Origin of the sequence: Streptomyces sp., from assembly GCF_031181555.1 — a bacterium.
GTDB lineage: Bacteria > Actinomycetota > Actinomycetes > Streptomycetales > Streptomycetaceae > Streptomyces > Streptomyces fimbriatus.
Genome location: NZ_JAPSKQ010000068.1, coordinates 2,658 through 18,235, shown reverse-complemented (window position 1 = coordinate 18,235; position 15,578 = coordinate 2,658). Strand labels below are relative to the sequence as shown.

Genomic DNA, 15,578 nt, shown 5'->3' with positions numbered 1-15,578 from the left:
CACGGCGTGCGTCGTCGCCGTGGCGGGGTCCAGCGGGCGGGCCGCGACGCGTCCCTGTCCGTCGGTCCATATCCCGAAGCGGTCGCCCGGCCGCGGGTCCTCCAGGCGCGTCGGCACCGGCCCGCCCCGCTCGGTGCCGCCCGGCGCGCTCCAGCGGGCGAGGACGCGGCTGTGCGGGTCCTGGCCGGAGGAGCTCTCCGGGTCGGCGGCCCGCGCGGACGGACCGCTGCAACGCGCTCTGGGCGGCGCCGCCGACGAGACAGCCGGCCACCGGGGCGGCGACGAGGGCGAGCAGCAGTGCCACGAGTGCCACCCGGGCCTCGGCCAGGTCGGTCCTGCGGCACAGCGGGTTGTGCCGTAGGCGCCGGAGTCCGCTGATCGCCCGCACCGTCCACGCCCCCGTCCCCCGCCCGGTCTCTCATGGACCTCTCGTGAAAGGCCAGCGCGCGGCCCCGGGGGCCGGTTCCCGTCCACCCGGGCGGGAACGGCTACGCCAGGATCTCCACGGGATCGCCGACACGGATCGTGCCGGTGGAGAGGGGCACCAGGTTCTGTCCGAAGACGAGCCCGCCCCCGGTCCGCTGGCGGGCGGCCAGCGTGTGCAGCGGTTCCCTCCCGCGCCGGGCCGTCTCCTGGTCGGTGGTCGTCACCACGCACCGGCCGCAGGGCTTCGCCACGCGGAAGGGGACCTCACCGATGGTGACGCGCGTCCACGTGTCCTCGTCCCAGGGGGAGGTGCCCTCGACGACCACGTTCGGACGGAAGCGGTTCATCGGCAGCGGGCCCTCGGCCGGGTGGTCACCCTCTTCGATCAGCGAGTTGAGATGGTCGAGCGAAGCGGTCGTGGTGAGCAGCAGCGGATAGCCGTCGGCGAAGGTGACGGTCTCGCCCGGCCGCGCGTACTCCGGGTCGACCGGTCGGCGCGTGGCCGGATCGTCCAGGTGCACGAGGCGTACGTCGACGCCGAGATAGGCGCTGCACCAGGCGTGCACGGCGTCGTCCTCGGCCGGGACCGCCTCCACCTTGTCGCCGAAGATCACCACCGGGACCGTCCTGCCGGGCCGGGGGACGGGCACCGTCACCGGCTGCGCCCCGGGCGCGGACAGCCGGACGCCGCCGCCGGGCAGGAGCTCGGCGGCGGCCAGGGCCAGGCGTGGATGCCGGCGCTGGGTGACGACCTTTCCCCCGTGGTCGATCAGCATCCAGCGCCGGTCTCCGGCCGGCCCCCAGGGCTCCACGACGACCTCCCGGAGCGGCAGGCTCCGGAAGGCCTTGACCGGATGAATGTGAATCGAGTGCAGACGCGCGTTCCCCATGGGGCCATCGTGCCAGCCGGCACCGACGGCCCCCGGGCCGGCTCAGTACCCGCGGTACTGCTGCTGGTTGTTGTACGGGTCCTGGTACGGGGCCGGACCGGGCCGGGGAGCCGCGGGGCGCATCGCCTCGTAGCCCGCGCCGGGAGCGGCCGGACGCGGCGGCTGCGGCTGGGGCCCGGGGTACCCGCGCGGCGCGGTGGCCTGCTGCGGGATGTACGCCGCGGGCGCCTGCTGGAGCGGGGCGGGCTGCGGCGCCTGCGGATAGCCGTAGGCGGGCTGGGCCGGGGCCGCCGGGAGGGCGGGCAACGCCGAGGGAAGCGCGGGCAGATGACTGGCCGGCGCGTCGTACGCGGCGGGGACCCGGATCGGGGCGATCTGCGGGGTGCCTCGCTCGGCCACGAGCGAGTCGTAGATCGGGGTGTCCGGGAAGGAGGCGGAGTAGTAGCCGCCACCATAAGTGGAGCGGGGGGAGGTCATGGCACATAAGTTAAGCCCACGATGTGCTGGTTGGGGAGACCGATAAGAGGGTTGTTTTCCGTTCCCGCCGTGACCGGGGATCCCCAATGTGAGCGAACTTGGGGAAAAAGGGCGTTCCGCCGGGCGGATTTCGTGTAAAGGCCGAGTTCCGGGCGGGTTACCGGCGGTTGGCCACCGGTCCTCGCACCCTCCCCGTAGGAGTTCCCCGCCGCGGGGAATAGGTTGTGCGGACGAGAACCCGACGGATGCCGGGACACGGCGGCCTGGCGCGGCGACCTGTGATGGGGGCGGACATGTCAATGCCGAAAGGATCGAACACACCGGTGCCGACCACGGCACTGAGGGTGGAACTGGGGTGGCGCTCCGGTCCCGGTGTCCCCGACGCGGACGCCTCGGCGCTCCTGCTGGTCGGCGGGAAGGTCCGCTCCGACGACGACTTCGTCTTCTACAACCAGCCCGCCCACTCCTCCGGCGCCGTCCGCCACGAGGGCAAGCGGAACGCCGGCGGCCGGGTCACCGACACCCTGCTTCTCGACCTCGCGCGCGTGGAGCCCGGCATCGAGACCGTGATCGTGGCCGCCTCCTCCGACGGCGGCGCCTTCGGACAGGTCCCGGACCTGTACATCGAGGTCAGGGACGCCGCGAACGGCACCGTGGCGGCGCGCTTCGACAGCACGGGAGCGACCAGCGAGACGGCGTTCGTGCTCGGCGAGTTCTACCGGCGCCAGGGCGCCTGGAAGTTCCGCGCCGTCGGCCAGGGTTACAGCAGCGGACTCGAGGGCCTGGCCACCGACTACGGCATCGCCGTGGACGAGCCGCAGCACACCGCCCCCGCGCCTCCGGCGGCCGCGGTGCCGCCCGCGGCGCCCCCGGTCACCGCGCCCCCGGCGACCCGGCCGGCCGCCCCGCCGCAGCCCGCGCTGCCTCCCGCGCCGGCGCCCGTCCATCCGACCAGGGTGACGCTCACCAAGGCGGCCCCCACGGTCTCGCTGACCAAGCAGGGCGGCACCTCCGGGACCCTGCACGTGAACCTCAACTGGCAGGTGCGCAAGCAGTTCTCGGGATGGGCCGCCAAGCTCGGCCGCCCGGTCGCCATGCACTCCGACCTGGACCTCGACCTGTGCGCCCTGTACGAACTCACCGACGGCAGGAAGGGAGTCGTCCAGGCCCTCGGCAACGCCTTCGGGTCCCTGCACCAGCCCCCGTTCATCCACCTGGACGGGGACGACCGCACCGGTGCCGTGACCACCGGCGAGAACCTCACCGTCAACCTCGACCACAAGCACCTCTTCCGGCGCATCCTGGTCTTCGTCACCGTCTACGAGGGCGCCCGCTCCTTCGCCGACCTGCACGCCACGGTCACCCTTCAGCCGCAGCACGGCGCCGCGATCGACTTCTCGCTCGACGAGTGCACCGTCCCCTCCACGGTGTGCGCGCTCGCCCTGATCACCAACACCGGCGGCGGTGACCTCGTCGTGCAGCGCGAGGCCCGCTACCTGGTGCCCGAGCGGGGCGTGAGCCCGCAGCGCACCGTCGACCACGTCTACGGCTGGGGCATGAACTGGACGCCGGGCCGGAAGTGAGCCGCGGGAACCGTCCGGTCAGCCCTCGTCGGGCACGGCGTCCGGACGGGCGTAGGTGCGGCCCTTCCAGGCCGCGCCGCGCCCCCGGTGGTGCTGCACCGCGGAGTCGACCGTCATGAGGAGGTACAGGAACGCGGTGAACGGCAGCAGGGGAGCGAGCCACAGCGGCTGCCGGTAGTAGCGGAGCATCGGGAGGTACGTCCCCGTCATCACGAGCCAGGCCGCCCCGCCGAGGACCGCCGCGACCGGGCTCCCCGTCCCCGCCCCCGCGATCACCGCCACGGGCGGCACCAGATACACCAGGGCCAGCCCGGCGACCGTACCGGCCAGCACCACCGGGCTGTGCCGCAGCTGCGCGTACGCGCTGCGCGCCACCATGCGCCACAGGTCGTGCAGCCGCGGGTACGGACGCACGCTGTCCGCCCGGTCCGCCAGCCCCAGCCAGACGCGTCCGCCGCGGCGCTTGACCTCCCGGGCGAGGGCCACGTCGTCGATGACGGCGTGCCGGATGGCGTCCGGGATCCGCGCCCGCTCGGCCGCGGCGGCGCGCAGCAGCACACAGCCGCCGGCCGCGGCGGCCGTCCGCGTCCCGTCCTTCCCGATCCGGCGGAACGGGTAGAGCTGCGCGAAGAAGTAGACGAAGGCCGGCACGACCAGGCGTTCCCAGAGGCTCTCCACGCGCAGCCGGGCCATCTGCGACACGACGTCGTACCCACCGGTGCGTGCCGCCGCCACCAGCCGGCGCAGACTGTCCGGGGCGTGCGCGATGTCGGCGTCCGTCAGCAGCAGGTACTCGGGGTCACGCGCGCGTGCCAGGCCGATGCCGTGCCGCACCGCCCACAGCTTGCCGGTCCATCCGGAGGGCGGCTCGCCCGGAGAACCCACGGTGAGCGGCAGCCCGCCGGACCGGCGGGCGAGCTCGCGCGCGAGCTCCCCGGTGCCGTCGCTGCTGCCGTCGTCGACGAGGAAGACCTCGGCCCGTCCCGGATACTCCTGGGCGAGCAGCGACGGCAGGCTCGCGGGCAGCACCGCCGCCTCGTCGCGCGCGGGAACGACGACGCACACCGACGGCCAGGTCCCCGGGTCGCGCGACGGCGGGAGCCGCACATCCGTACGCCAGAAGAAGCCCTGGCAGAGCAACAGCCACAGCCAGGCGGCGAGTGATCCGGCGGTGGTCCACACAACGGCGCTCACGTGCGCAGTCTGCCCCACGGGACCGGCCGGAAGCGGCCCATCGTCTATCGTGGCCGGGTGAAGATCGCGCTCATGGACTCCGGAATCGGTCTGCTGGCGGCCACCGCCGCGGTGCGGCGTCTGCGTCCCGACGCCGATCTCGTCCTCTCCCTCGACCCCGACGGCATGCCGTGGGGGCCCAGGACGCCCGAGGACCTCACCGAGCGCGCCCTGGCCGTCGCCGAGGCGGCCGCCGCGCACCGGCCCGACGCGCTGATCGTCGGCTGCAACACCGCGACCGTGCACGCGCTCACCGCCCTGCGCGCCCGCCTCGAACCGGACCTGCCGGTCATCGGAACCGTCCCGGCGATCAAGCCCGCCGCGGCCGGCGGCGGACCGCTGGCCATCTGGGCCACGCCGGCCACGACCGGCAGCCCCTACCAGAAGGACCTGATCCAGAACTTCGCCGACGGCGTGGCCGTCACCGAGGTGCCGTGCTGGGGGCTCGCCGAGGCCGTGGAGCGGGCCGACGAGACGGCGATCGCCGCCGCCGTCGCCGCGGCCGCCGAGCTCACCCCCGAGAACGTGACGACCGTCGTCCTGGGCTGCACCCACTACGAGCTGGTCGCCGAGCGCATCCGGGCCGCCGTGCAGCGCCCCGCCGACCCGCCGCTCGCCCTGCACGGCTCCGCCACGGCGGTGGCCACCCAGGCATTGCGCCGCATCGGCGAGCGGCCCGCCCCCGGGGCCCCGGCGAGCGGCACCCTGACGGTCCTGCTGAGCGGGCGCGAGGGCACGCTCCCCGCGGCCGCCCTCACCTACGCGGAAGGCCGGCTGCTCCGGCAGGTCACCACCGCCGGGTGAACCACCACCGGGCCGGCCGGCCCGCGAAGGCCCCGGCCCGCCGCGCGCCCGGTCGGCCCAGTGACGCTGTGCTACGCGGTCCCCGCGGAGCGAATCCTGAGTAACCTCGAACGTATGAGGGACCACCGCCACGGCGAGCACGCCCCCTGCCCCGAGGTCTGGACCGGTCGCGCGACCAACCGTTACCAGTGGCTGCTGGCGCTGATCGGCGCCGCCTGCATGGCGCTCGGCATCGCACTGGCCGTCGACTCCGCCTGGACGGCCAGCCTCGCGCCGCTGGTCATGGCCGTCGTCGGGTGCATCGCCGCCGGGCTGCTCGTCCTGTTCGGAACCCTCGCCTTCGTGCACGTCGCGCTGCGGGTCGACGAGGACCACCTGGAAGTGCGCTGCGGCCACATGGGCGTGCCGCGCCGCCGCATCCCGCTCTCCCAGGTCGCCGGCGCGGAGTTCGCCCCGCACGTCACTCCGCGCCACTGGGGCGGCTGGGGCTACCGCTGGCGGCCCGAGAAGGGCACGGCGGTCGTCGTACGCCGCGGTGAGGGCGTCGTGCTGCAGATGTGGGACGGACACACCTTCACGGTCACCGTGGACGACGCGGAGGCAGCGGTACGCGTCATCCGCGACCGGCTCCGTCCGCGCAGACCGGGCGCGACGCGCTGAACCACGCCGGAGCCGGCCGGCACGCACGTCCGGTCGACGCGTCCGCCCGGGCGGACGAGGGCGCGCGCGTCCGTCACCGGGCGGAGGAGCGCTCGGCCCCCTCGTCGCGGGGACCGGTCCCCGCGCGGACGCGTCTGCCGCGTCGGTGCCGGGCGCCGCGCCGCCCGCGAGCGGCCGCACGACAGAGGCGCCGGCACACCGTAACGGCTGGTGGTCGTTCGGGGATGTGCGGCGACGAGTCCCGCAGGAACGATCCGGCGCGCGCCGCGCCGCCCGCCGCCCGACCGTCGTCATGACCGCGTCGGCCCCGGCTGACCGTGCTGTCGGCCGCGATGTCACTCCCCGTAGACTCCCGGAGTGACCGTCACCGCAACCTCCGTCGGCGAGTCGGACCCGATGCCGCCGCAGACCGCGCCCACGGCGCGGGGCAGGCGACTCGTCCGCCTCCTCCCGGCCGCCGCGGCCGCGCTCTCCGGCCTGCTCCTCTACGTCAGCTTCCCGCCGCGCACCCTGTGGTGGCTGGCGCTGCCCGCCTTCGCCGTCTTCGGCCGGGTGCTGCGCGGACGCGGCTGGAAGGCGGGGCTCGGTCTCGGCTACCTCTTCGGCCTCGGCTTCCTGCTGCCCCTGCTGGTGTGGACCGGCGTGGAGGTCGGCCCCGGGCCGTGGATCGCCCTCGCGGTGATCGAGGCGGTCTTCGTCGCACTGGTCGGCGCGGGCGTCGCCGCGGTGTCCAGGCTGCCCGGATGGCCCGTGTGGGCGGCCGCGCTGTGGACCGCCGGCGAGGCGGCACGCGCGCGCGTGCCGTTCCACGGATTCCCCTGGGGCAAGATCGCGTTCGGCCAGGCGGACGGTGTCTTCCTGCCGCTCGCCGCGCTCGGCGGTACTCCCGTGCTCGGCTTCGCCGTCGCGCTGTGCGGCTTCGGCCTGTGCGAGATCGCGCGGTCGGCCCTCCGGGCACGGCGCACCGGCACCGTCCGGCGGGCCGCCGCGGCTGTCGGTGTGCTGAGCGTCGCCGTCCCGGTGACGGCGGCCGTGGCCGCCCGGCCGCTGGTCGGCGACCGGGCCGAGGACGGCACCGTGACCGTCGCGGTCGTCCAGGGCAACGTGCCGCGGCTGGGCCTGGACTTCAACTCCCAGCGGCGCGCCGTCCTCGACTACCACGCGCGCGAGACGGAGCGCCTGGCCGCCCGCGTGGCGGCCGGCGAGGCCGAACGGCCGGACATCGTGCTGTGGCCGGAGAACTCCTCCGACATCGACCCCTTCGTCAACGCCGACGCGCGCGACGTCATCGACAGGGCGGCCAAGGCGATCGACGCGCCCATCTCGGTCGGCGGCGTGGTCGGCAAGGACGGCAGGCTGCTCAACGAGCAGATCCTGTGGGACCCGGTGAAGGGGCCCGTCGACACCTACGACAAGCGGCAGATCCAGCCGTTCGGCGAGTACCTCCCGCTGCGCTCGCTCGTCGGGGCGATCAACGAGAACTGGACGTCGATGGTCCGCCAGGACTTCAGCCGGGGCGACGAGCCGGGCGTCTTCCGCATGGGCGGCGCCGGGGTCGGCCTGGTCACCTGCTACGAGGCCGCCTTCGACTGGGCCGTGCGCGACACGGTCACCGCCGGCGCCCAGCTGATCTCCGTGCCCAGCAACAACGCCACCTTCGGCCGCAGCGAGATGACCTACCAGCAGCTCGCCATGTCCCGCGTCCGCGCCGTCGAGCACAGCCGCGCCGTCACGGTCCCGGTGACCAGCGGGGTCAGCGCGATCATCATGCCGGACGGACGGGTCACGCAGAAGACCGGCATGTTCGTCGCCGACTCCCTGGTGCAGGAGGTGCCGCTGCGCTCCTCGCAGACCCCCGCCACCCGCCTCGGAGTCCTCCCGGAGGCCGCCCTCGTGCTCGTCGCCGCGGGCGGACTCGGCTGGGCCGTCGGCGCCGGTGTGCGCGGGCGGCGCGCCGGTGACGTGCGATGACACGCCCGCCGTACACCCCCCGGAGTGCCGGGGAGGGCCCTGACCGGCCGGTTAGGGTCGGAGCATGGCTACTCCCGACTTCATCCGCACCTTGCGCGCCTCCGCCGGTCAGCAGCTGCTGTGGCTCCCCGGGGTCACCGCGATCGTCTTCGACGACGAGGGCAGAGTGCTGCTGAACCAGCGTTCCGACACCCGCAGGTGGTCGGTGATCGGCGGCATCCCCAACCCGGGGGAACAGCCCGCCGCCTGCGCGGTGCGGGAGGTCGAGGAGGAGACCGCGGTGCGCTGCGTCGTCGAGCGGGTCGTACTGGTCCAGGCGCTGGCCCCGGTGACGTACGGCAACGGCGACGTCTGCCAGTACATGGACATCACCTTCCGCTGCCGGGCCGTCGGCGGAACGGCGCGGGTCAACGACGACGAGTCGCTGGACGTCGGCTGGTTCGCCGCGGACGCACTGCCGGATCTGAAGGAGTTCGCCCGTTTCCGGATCAAGCAGGCCATGGCGGATGCACCCACATGGTTCGACCCCACTGGAACCGGCTGAACTGTAGGGCCTGGCCACATGGGGTGGGGGACGGGTACTGCCTAGGGTCGAGACATGACCGCGCCCCGTGTCCTTCCGGCCTCCCCCATCCACCCGCTCGACCTCGGTGGCCGCACCGCCCTCGTCACCGGTGCAGCCGGCGGCATCGGCCGCGCCTGCGTGCTGCGGCTCGCGGCCACCGGGGCCAAGGTGAGAGCCGTCGACCGGGACGCCGAAGGACTGGAAGCGCTCGCCGAGAGGGCCCGCGGCCTCGGGGGCACCGTCGAGCCGCACGTCCTCGACCTCACCGACCTGGACGCCGCCGAACACGCCGCCGCCGGCACGGACGTGCTGGTCAACAACGCCGGGCTGCAACTCGTTCGCCCGATCGAGGAGTTCCCGCCCGACGTCTTCCACACGGTGCTCACCGTGATGCTGGAGGCACCGTTCCGGCTCATCCGCGGAGCCCTGCCCCACATGTACGGCCAGGGATGGGGCCGCATCGTCAACGTGTCCTCGGTGCACGGCCTGCGCGCCTCGGCCTACAAGTCCGCCTACGTGGCCGCCAAACACGGCCTGGAGGGCCTGTCCAAGACCACCGCCCTGGAGGGCGCGCCCTACGGCGTCACCTCGAACTGCGTGAACCCCGCCTATGTGCGCACCCCGCTGGTCGAGCAGCAGATCGCCGACCAGGCCCGCGCCCACGGCATCCCCGAGGAACGCGTCCTGTCCGAGGTGCTGCTGCAGGACAGCGCCGTCAAACGGCTCATCGAACCGGAGGAGGTCGCCGAGGCGGTGGCCTACCTGTGCGGTCCGCAGGCGTCCTTCGTGACCGGCACCTCGCTGGTCCTGGACGGCGGCTGGACCGCCCACTGAGCCCCGGTCCCCCCGCATCCCCCGGTCGGCCGTGTCGCCGGCAGACCCCACGGCCCTCCCGGCCGAGTCGTCCACAGGCCTGACGGAGCGGCCGTGGGATGAGGAATCCTGTGAGCATGTCCCGCGATCACGTGCAGTCCGCCGAGCGCGCCGTCCCCGGCACCGCCACGCCGGGCCGGGCACGCCCCGGCGCCCACCCCGTGTCCGGCAGCGCCGAGGCGCCGTTCCTGGAACTGCTCGCCCGGGGCGCGCCCGTCGAGGCCTACGAGCAGCCGGTGCTGCTCGCCCGTGCCGAAGGGCTGCCCCCCGAGCGCATCACCGCGCTCGAGCAGGCCAAGCTGCTCGCCCTGCGCGTGCGCTCGGAACTGGAGGGCCGGCGCCGCCGGGAGGCCGAGCTGTCCGCGCTCTTCGAGACCGCCCACGATCTCGCCGGACTGCGCGACCTGGACGCCGTGCTCCAGGCGATCGTGCAACGCGCCCGCTCGCTGCTCGGCACCGACGTCGCCTACCTCAGTCTGAACGACCCGGTCAGGGGCGACACCTACATGCGGGTCACCGAGGGCTCGGTCGCCGCCCGCTTCCAGCAGCTGCGCCTCGGCATGGGGGAGGGGCTCGGCGGCCTGGTCGCCCAGACCGCCCGCCCCTACGTCACCGACGACTACTTCCGCGACGACCGCTTCCAGCACACCCACACCATCGACACCGGCGTGCGGGACGAGGGGCTCGTGGCCATCCTCGGGGTGCCCCTGATGCTCGGGCCCCACGTCATCGGCGTCCTGTTCGCCGCGGACCGGCGGGCCCGGGTCTTCGAACGGGAGCAGATCGCCCTGCTCGGTTCCTTCGCCGCCCTCGCCGCGGCCGCCATCGACACCGCCAACCTGCTCGCCGAGACCCGCTCGGCGCTCGCCGACCTGGAGCGCGCCAACGAGATCATCCAGGACCGCAGCGGGGCCATCGAGCGCGCCTCGGAGGTCCACGACCGGCTGGCCGAGCTGGTCCTGCGCGGTGGCGGGGTGCACGACGTGGCCGCCGCCGTCTCCCAGGTCCTCGACGGCACGGTCGAGTTCACCGAGGCCGCCGCGGTGCCCGCCCGGGCCCTCGAGTCCTCGCGGGCGGAGGGGCACGCGGTGCGGCACCGGGACGACTGGATCGCCGCCGTGACCGCCGGAGGCGAACTCCTCGGCGCCCTCGTCCTGCGCGGCCACCCCGGCCTCGACCCCGTCGACCAGCGCACCCTGGAACGCGCGGCCATGGTCACCTCACTGCTGCTGCTCGCCCGGCGCTCCGCCGCCGAGGCCGAGCAGCGCGTCCGCGGCGAGCTGCTCGACGACCTGCTCGACGCCCGCGACCGCGACCCGCGCCTGCTGCGCGAGCGCGCGGCCCGGCTGCACGCCGACCTCGACGCCACCCACGCGGTGCTCGCCGCCCGGCCGGAGGGCGGCACCGCCGACGCCGACCAGGAGGCGGACGCCCGCAGACGCCTGTGGGCCGCGGCCTCGCACCTCGCGGCCACCCGGCAGGGCCTGGCCGCCGCACGCGACGGCGGCACCGTCCTGCTGCTGCCCCTCGCCCCCGGGGACACCGCCACCGACCTGGCCCGCCGCACCGCCCGGCACCTGGGCACGGCCGTCCACGAGCCGGTCACCGTCGGCGCGTCCGCCCCGGTCGAGCCGCTCGCCGCCCGCCCCGACACCGTGGCGGCGGCCTACGCGGAGGCCCGGCGCTGCCTCGACGCCCTGCGGCGGCTGGGCCGCTCCGGTGACGGCGCCGCCGCCGAGGACTTCGGTTTCCTGGGACTGCTGCTGGCCGGCGAGCGGGACATCGCGGGCTTCGTCGACCGCACCATCGGCCAGGTCGTGGCGTACGACGAACGACGCGGCACCGAGCTGCTGCGCACCCTCGAGGCGTACTTCGCCAGCGGCATGAGCCCCGCCCGCACCAAGGACGACCTGCACGTCCACGTGAACACCGTCGCCCAGCGCCTGGAACGCGTCGGCCGCCTCCTCGGCGACGACTGGCAGAGCCCCACTCGGGCGCTGGAGATCCAGCTCGCCCTGCGCCTGCACCGGTTGTCGGCAGGGGCGCCGCCCTCCGCACGGCACTGACCCCCGTACGCGCGAGGCGCACGGGGGCCGGTGACCTGTGGGATCAGACGGTGTGCGCGTCCCGCGCGGGCTTGGCGTCGGCCGGCCCCTCCACGTCACCGGACGGGGTGACCTCGGCCAGGTCCCGGTGGCGGGTCTCCTTGGCCGCCGCCACGGCGACGATCGTCAGCAGGCTCGCCGCGATGACGTACAGCGCGATCGGGGTCGAGCTGCCGTGGTCCGAGAGCAGCGCGGTGGCGATGAGCGGCGCCGGCGCACCCGCCGCGACGGAGGCGAACTGGGCGCCGATGGAAGCACCGGAGTAGCGCATCCGGGTCGCGAACATCTCGGAGAAGAAGGCGGCCTGCGGCGCGTACATCGCCCCGTGCAGCACCAGCCCCACGGTCACCGCGAGGAGCAGACTCGCGAAACCGCCGGTGTCGATCAGCGCGAAGAACGGGAACATCCACAGCCCCACACCGGCCGCGCCGATCAGATACACGGGACGGCGGCCGATCCGGTCCGACAACGCCCCCCAGGCCGGGATGACGGCGAAGTGCAGGGCCGAGGCGACGAGCACCGCGTTGAGCGCGGTCTGCTTCGAGACACCGGCCGAGGTGGTGGCGTACACGAGGATGAACGCGGTGATCACGTAGTAGCTGATGTTCTCCGCCATGCGCGCGCCCATCGCGACCAGCACGTCGCGCCAGTGGTGCCGCAGGACGGCCACGATCGGCATCCGTTCGGCACCGGCGTCCGCCTTGCGGGCCTCGGCCTGCGCCAACGCCTGCTTGAACACAGGCGATTCATCGACAGAAAGACGAATCCACAGACCGACGATCACCAGCACACCGGACAGCAGGAACGGGATCCGCCAGCCCCAGGCGACGAACGCCGAGTCCGACAGAACGGCGGTCAGCAGGGCCAGCACACCGGTCGCCAGCAACTGCCCCGCCGGCGCACCGGTCTGTGGCCACGAGGCCCAGAACCCGCGTCGCCGCGCGTCCCCGTGCTCGGACACCAGCAGCACGGCACCGCCCCACTCGCCGCCCAGCGCGAACCCCTGCACGAGCCGCAGCACGGTGAGCAGCACGGGCGCGGCGCTGCCGATGGTGGCGTGCGTGGGCAGCAGTCCGATCGCGAAGGTGGCCCCGCCCATCAGCAGCAGGCTCAGCACCAGCAGCTTCTTGCGCCCGAGCCGGTCCCCGTAGTGCCCGAAGACCAGCGCGCCCAGCGGCCGCGCGGCGAACCCGACGGCGTACGTCAGGAACGACAGCAGCGTGCCGACGAGCGGATCGGAGTCCGGGAAGAACAACTCGTTGAAGACGAGCGCGGCGGCTGAGCCGTAGAGGAAGAAGTCGTACCACTCGATGGTGGTGCCGATGAGGGAGGCGGCGACGATGCGCTTGAGGTTGTTCGGGGCTGGTGGAGCGGCTGCGGGCGACGACATCGGCACCACTTCCTGGCGTTTCGACGGGGACGTTTGCGTGTCGCCACACGGTAGGAAGGCGCAGGTCAGAGGCGTATGTGGTGGGACACCATAGTTCTGGGTGCGGAAGTGCGTGCGCTCACCATGGAGAGGGTGTCAAAGTCTCCTCGATGGCCTGAACGAGGCCGCGAAGAAGGCTGTCCGAGTTGCACTGTGGGGGCGTGGGCCGGAGGCGTCGTGCCGACTTGGTGCTGACCGTGCTGCGTAGAACTCCGGCAGGTGGTGGGGATCGGGCTTCGGGTCACGTGGTGGCCAGGCGGATGGGTGAGTCGTTCCGTTCGTCCGGAGTCGCTGACGCCCGTTCGCGGCGGTGACGAGGACGGCCGGCACCGGACCGAGCGTGTCCGTGACCAGATGCCGCTTGCGTCCTTGGTCTTCTTGCCGGCGGCGACGCCCTGGCCGGCCTCGGCGACGTTCGCCGTGGCCGTCGCACCCTGCGCGCTGACCACGGCCGCGGTTTCGAGGGGTGAGACTGGTGGGGTCGCATGTCGAGGGGGCGCGTATTCGCGGCTGAAGCCCGCAGCTCAATGACGCCGGGTGAGCGGTCAGGGGGCGACCTGATCATCCCCATCCACAAGCGCAGGGGCCGGGCGCCCGGCGTCGCCGGCATCCACCCCGTGCTCGGCCGCACTCCTGGCCGTGGGACCGCCGGCCTCCCCGCCAGACCGAACGTCACTGGTCGCGGAAGCGGCGCGGTGCTGTCATGGGTAGGGAAGACGGCGTGGACGAGCCGGCAGCGGCGCGGAGGCCGGCGCGCCGTGCGTGGTCCGCCCGGGCGGTCCGGCCGCGGCCGCCCCGGCCCGCAGCGGAGGAGGCCGATGTCATGCTGTACCGCCGCACGGTCGGTGACGTGATGACCGAGGAAGTCGTCACCTTCCGCCCCAGCACACCGTTGCAGGAGGTCGCTGCCCTGCTGGACGCGAACGACATCGTCGCGGCCCCGGTCGTCGACGATGACGGCGCTCCCGTCGGCGTCGTGTCCGCGTCCGACGTGCTGCGGCACGAGACCGGCATGCCCGATCCGCAGGGTCAGGACGGGAACGACGAGCGCTCCTGGAGCAAGGCCCGGGCCCGGACCGCGGGCGCGCTCATGAGCAGCCCCGTCTTCACCGCCCGCGCCGACTGGACGATCCCCCGGGCCGCGCGGGAACTCCGCAAGCGGCACGTCAAGCAGCTGCCGGTGGTCGGCGACGACGGGCTCCTCACCGGCATCGTCACCCGCAGCGACCTGCTCGACGCCTTCATCCGCTCGGATGCCGAGATCCGCGGCGAGGTCGAGCAGGACGTCCTGGGGCGCATCCTCGGCCTGGACGAGGGCACCGTCGTGGTCGAGGTGCGGGACGGTGTCGTCACCCTTCGGGGACACGTCCCGGAACCGCGCCTCGTTCCGGTGGTCGTGGGCCTCTGCCAGGGCGTCGACGGTGTCGTCGCCGTGGACGCCCACCTCGCCGCCGCCCGGGCGGGCTGAGTGTCCTGCCCCGGGAGGGCCGACCACCAGGTGCGGCCGAGCAGATCCCGGCACGAGACCGCCCCCACCCACCCACGATCACTCCCCGTCTCTCGCGTCTGATGCGAGAATTTCGCATCCGACGCGAACCGGGGGCGTCTTCGCAGGCCAATCGAACGACGGAGTGACACACCCGCAAAGGCGCCGCCGTGACGGTCATCGTGGTTCCGCGCGATGCCGAGGTCTCGGACCTGGACCGGCTGCGGCGCGGTCCTGTACGCATCTCCGGCCCCAGATGAAGGGCTCACCCCGGTCACCGGCGGCGAGGCGAGGCTCGAGGACCCGCGTGTGACGATCGCCGCGCTGCTCGTCGCACACGGGTGCGGCGTCGGCCACACACCCGTCATCGGCGCCGCCTGAAGTACGGGCGGCTGTCCCACGTCGGCCAGACCTGCCTGCGGCCGGCGACGCACCGCGCTGCGGGCGCCACCCTGATCGACCACCAGGCGTCCACCTCGCTCGCCCAGGCGTGGGACGGCGGCTTCGTCGCCTCGTCCGTCCGCAGGGCGGCGGTCGACGGCGAGCCGGTGACCGCGCATGCCTGGCCGCGGTCATCTTCGCAGCTCCACGCGGACAGGGGTTACGACTACGACCACCTGCGCCAATGGCTGAGCAGGAGAGGCATCCGCCACCGCATCGCCCGCAAAGGCATCGAGTCCTCACAGCGGCTGGGCCGCCACCGCCGGGTCGTCGAAAGGACGGTGTCCTGGCCGGCCGGATGCCGACGCCTGCACCGCCGCCATGAACGCAAGGCCGAGCACTTCCTCGCCTTCGTCGGCATCGCCGCAGCCCTCATCGGCTACCGCCGACTCACCACCTGACCTGTCAGGCGCTCGGGCCGGTGCGTAAAAAGAGGCAGAACGGGTGGCCCACCGGGTCGCACAGGACCCGCACATCATCCTGAGGCTGGAAGTCCGCCACAGTCGCCCGGGCGCTGCAATCTCGACCCAGCCCGGTTCCTCCTTCCGCACCGGCCACCCGAGCAAGCCCTGATAGAACTGCGCCAGCTCGTGGGCGTCCGGTGCGTCGAGAGTGGTCGCAGCCAACGTGAAACG

At 73.7% G+C, this 15,578-nt stretch carries 12 protein-coding genes and 2 pseudogenes; 10 read left to right on the top strand and 4 right to left on the bottom strand.

From position 1 onward, the window contains the following. Nucleotides 1–488: 488 nt before the first annotated feature. Nucleotides 489–1,316, bottom strand: a complete 828-nt coding sequence (locus RIM90_RS16105; protein WP_309061399.1) for an MOSC N-terminal beta barrel domain-containing protein — start codon at nt 1,314–1,316, stop codon at nt 489–491. 42 nt (nt 1,317–1,358) lie between these two features. Further along, nucleotides 1,359–1,793 (bottom strand): DUF6643 family protein, encoded by a 435-nt coding sequence (locus tag RIM90_RS16100; RefSeq protein WP_309061398.1) that lies wholly within the window; start codon nt 1,791–1,793, stop codon nt 1,359–1,361. Nucleotides 1,794–2,092: 299 nt separating this feature from the next. Between RIM90_RS16100 and RIM90_RS16095 the strand changes: the two genes are divergently transcribed. Further along, complete coding sequence (locus RIM90_RS16095; protein WP_309061397.1) at nt 2,093–3,376, top strand: TerD family protein; 1,284 nt, start codon at nt 2,093–2,095, stop codon at nt 3,374–3,376. Between the two features lie 18 nt (nt 3,377–3,394). Here RIM90_RS16095 and RIM90_RS16090 read toward each other — a convergent pair whose 3' ends face one another. Then, nucleotides 3,395–4,588 carry a glycosyltransferase gene (locus RIM90_RS16090; RefSeq protein WP_309061396.1) on the bottom strand — a complete coding sequence of 398 codons (1,194 nt, stop codon included), beginning with the start codon at nt 4,586–4,588 and terminating at the stop codon, nt 3,395–3,397. A gap of 39 nt (nt 4,589–4,627) precedes the next feature. On the opposite strand from RIM90_RS16090, the gene RIM90_RS16085 reads away from it, so the two are divergent. The 6 genes from RIM90_RS16085 to RIM90_RS16060 all read left to right on the top strand — a co-directional run bounded on the left by RIM90_RS16085 (nt 4,628) and on the right by RIM90_RS16060 (nt 11,548). Then, nucleotides 4,628–5,413: an aspartate/glutamate racemase family protein gene (locus RIM90_RS16085; RefSeq protein ID WP_309061395.1), complete on the top strand. Its 786-nt coding sequence runs from the start codon at nt 4,628–4,630 to the stop codon at nt 5,411–5,413. A 114-nt stretch (nt 5,414–5,527) separates the two neighbouring features. Beyond that, nucleotides 5,528–6,073 (top strand): hypothetical protein, encoded by a 546-nt coding sequence (locus tag RIM90_RS16080; protein ID WP_309061394.1) that lies wholly within the window; start codon nt 5,528–5,530, stop codon nt 6,071–6,073. Between the two features lie 357 nt (nt 6,074–6,430). Continuing rightward, nucleotides 6,431–8,044 carry an apolipoprotein N-acyltransferase gene (lnt, locus tag RIM90_RS16075; protein ID WP_309061393.1) on the top strand — a complete coding sequence of 538 codons (1,614 nt, stop codon included), beginning with the start codon at nt 6,431–6,433 and terminating at the stop codon, nt 8,042–8,044. 64 nt (nt 8,045–8,108) lie between these two features. Further along, on the top strand, nt 8,109–8,588 hold the full coding sequence (locus RIM90_RS16070) for an NUDIX domain-containing protein (RefSeq protein ID WP_309061392.1): 480 nt from the start codon (nt 8,109–8,111) through the stop codon (nt 8,586–8,588). Between the two features lie 54 nt (nt 8,589–8,642). Beyond that, nucleotides 8,643–9,443: a 3-hydroxybutyrate dehydrogenase gene (locus tag RIM90_RS16065; protein WP_309061391.1), complete on the top strand. Its 801-nt coding sequence runs from the start codon at nt 8,643–8,645 to the stop codon at nt 9,441–9,443. A gap of 116 nt (nt 9,444–9,559) precedes the next feature. Beyond that, on the top strand, nt 9,560–11,548 hold the full coding sequence (locus RIM90_RS16060; RefSeq protein ID WP_309061390.1) for a GAF domain-containing protein: 1,989 nt from the start codon (nt 9,560–9,562) through the stop codon (nt 11,546–11,548). A gap of 43 nt (nt 11,549–11,591) precedes the next feature. Here the strand turns inward: RIM90_RS16060 and RIM90_RS16055 are convergent, their stop codons facing one another. Next, complete coding sequence (locus RIM90_RS16055) at nt 11,592–12,977, bottom strand: MFS transporter (protein ID WP_309061389.1); 1,386 nt, start codon at nt 12,975–12,977, stop codon at nt 11,592–11,594. Nucleotides 12,978–13,839: 862 nt separating this feature from the next. Here RIM90_RS16055 and RIM90_RS16050 point away from each other — a divergent pair. From RIM90_RS16050 to RIM90_RS16040, 3 genes and pseudogenes are all read left to right on the top strand, one after another. After that, nucleotides 13,840–14,484, top strand: coding sequence for a CBS domain-containing protein (locus RIM90_RS16050; protein WP_309061388.1), 645 nt, complete (start codon nt 13,840–13,842; stop codon nt 14,482–14,484). Between the two features lie 282 nt (nt 14,485–14,766). Then, a pseudogene (locus RIM90_RS31570) lies at nt 14,767–15,017 on the top strand (Tn3 family transposase); the annotation flags it as partial. Between the two features lie 69 nt (nt 15,018–15,086). After that, nucleotides 15,087–15,344 (top strand): annotated as a pseudogene (locus RIM90_RS16040) (transposase); the annotation flags it as partial. Between the last annotated feature and the right edge of the window lie 234 nt (nt 15,345–15,578).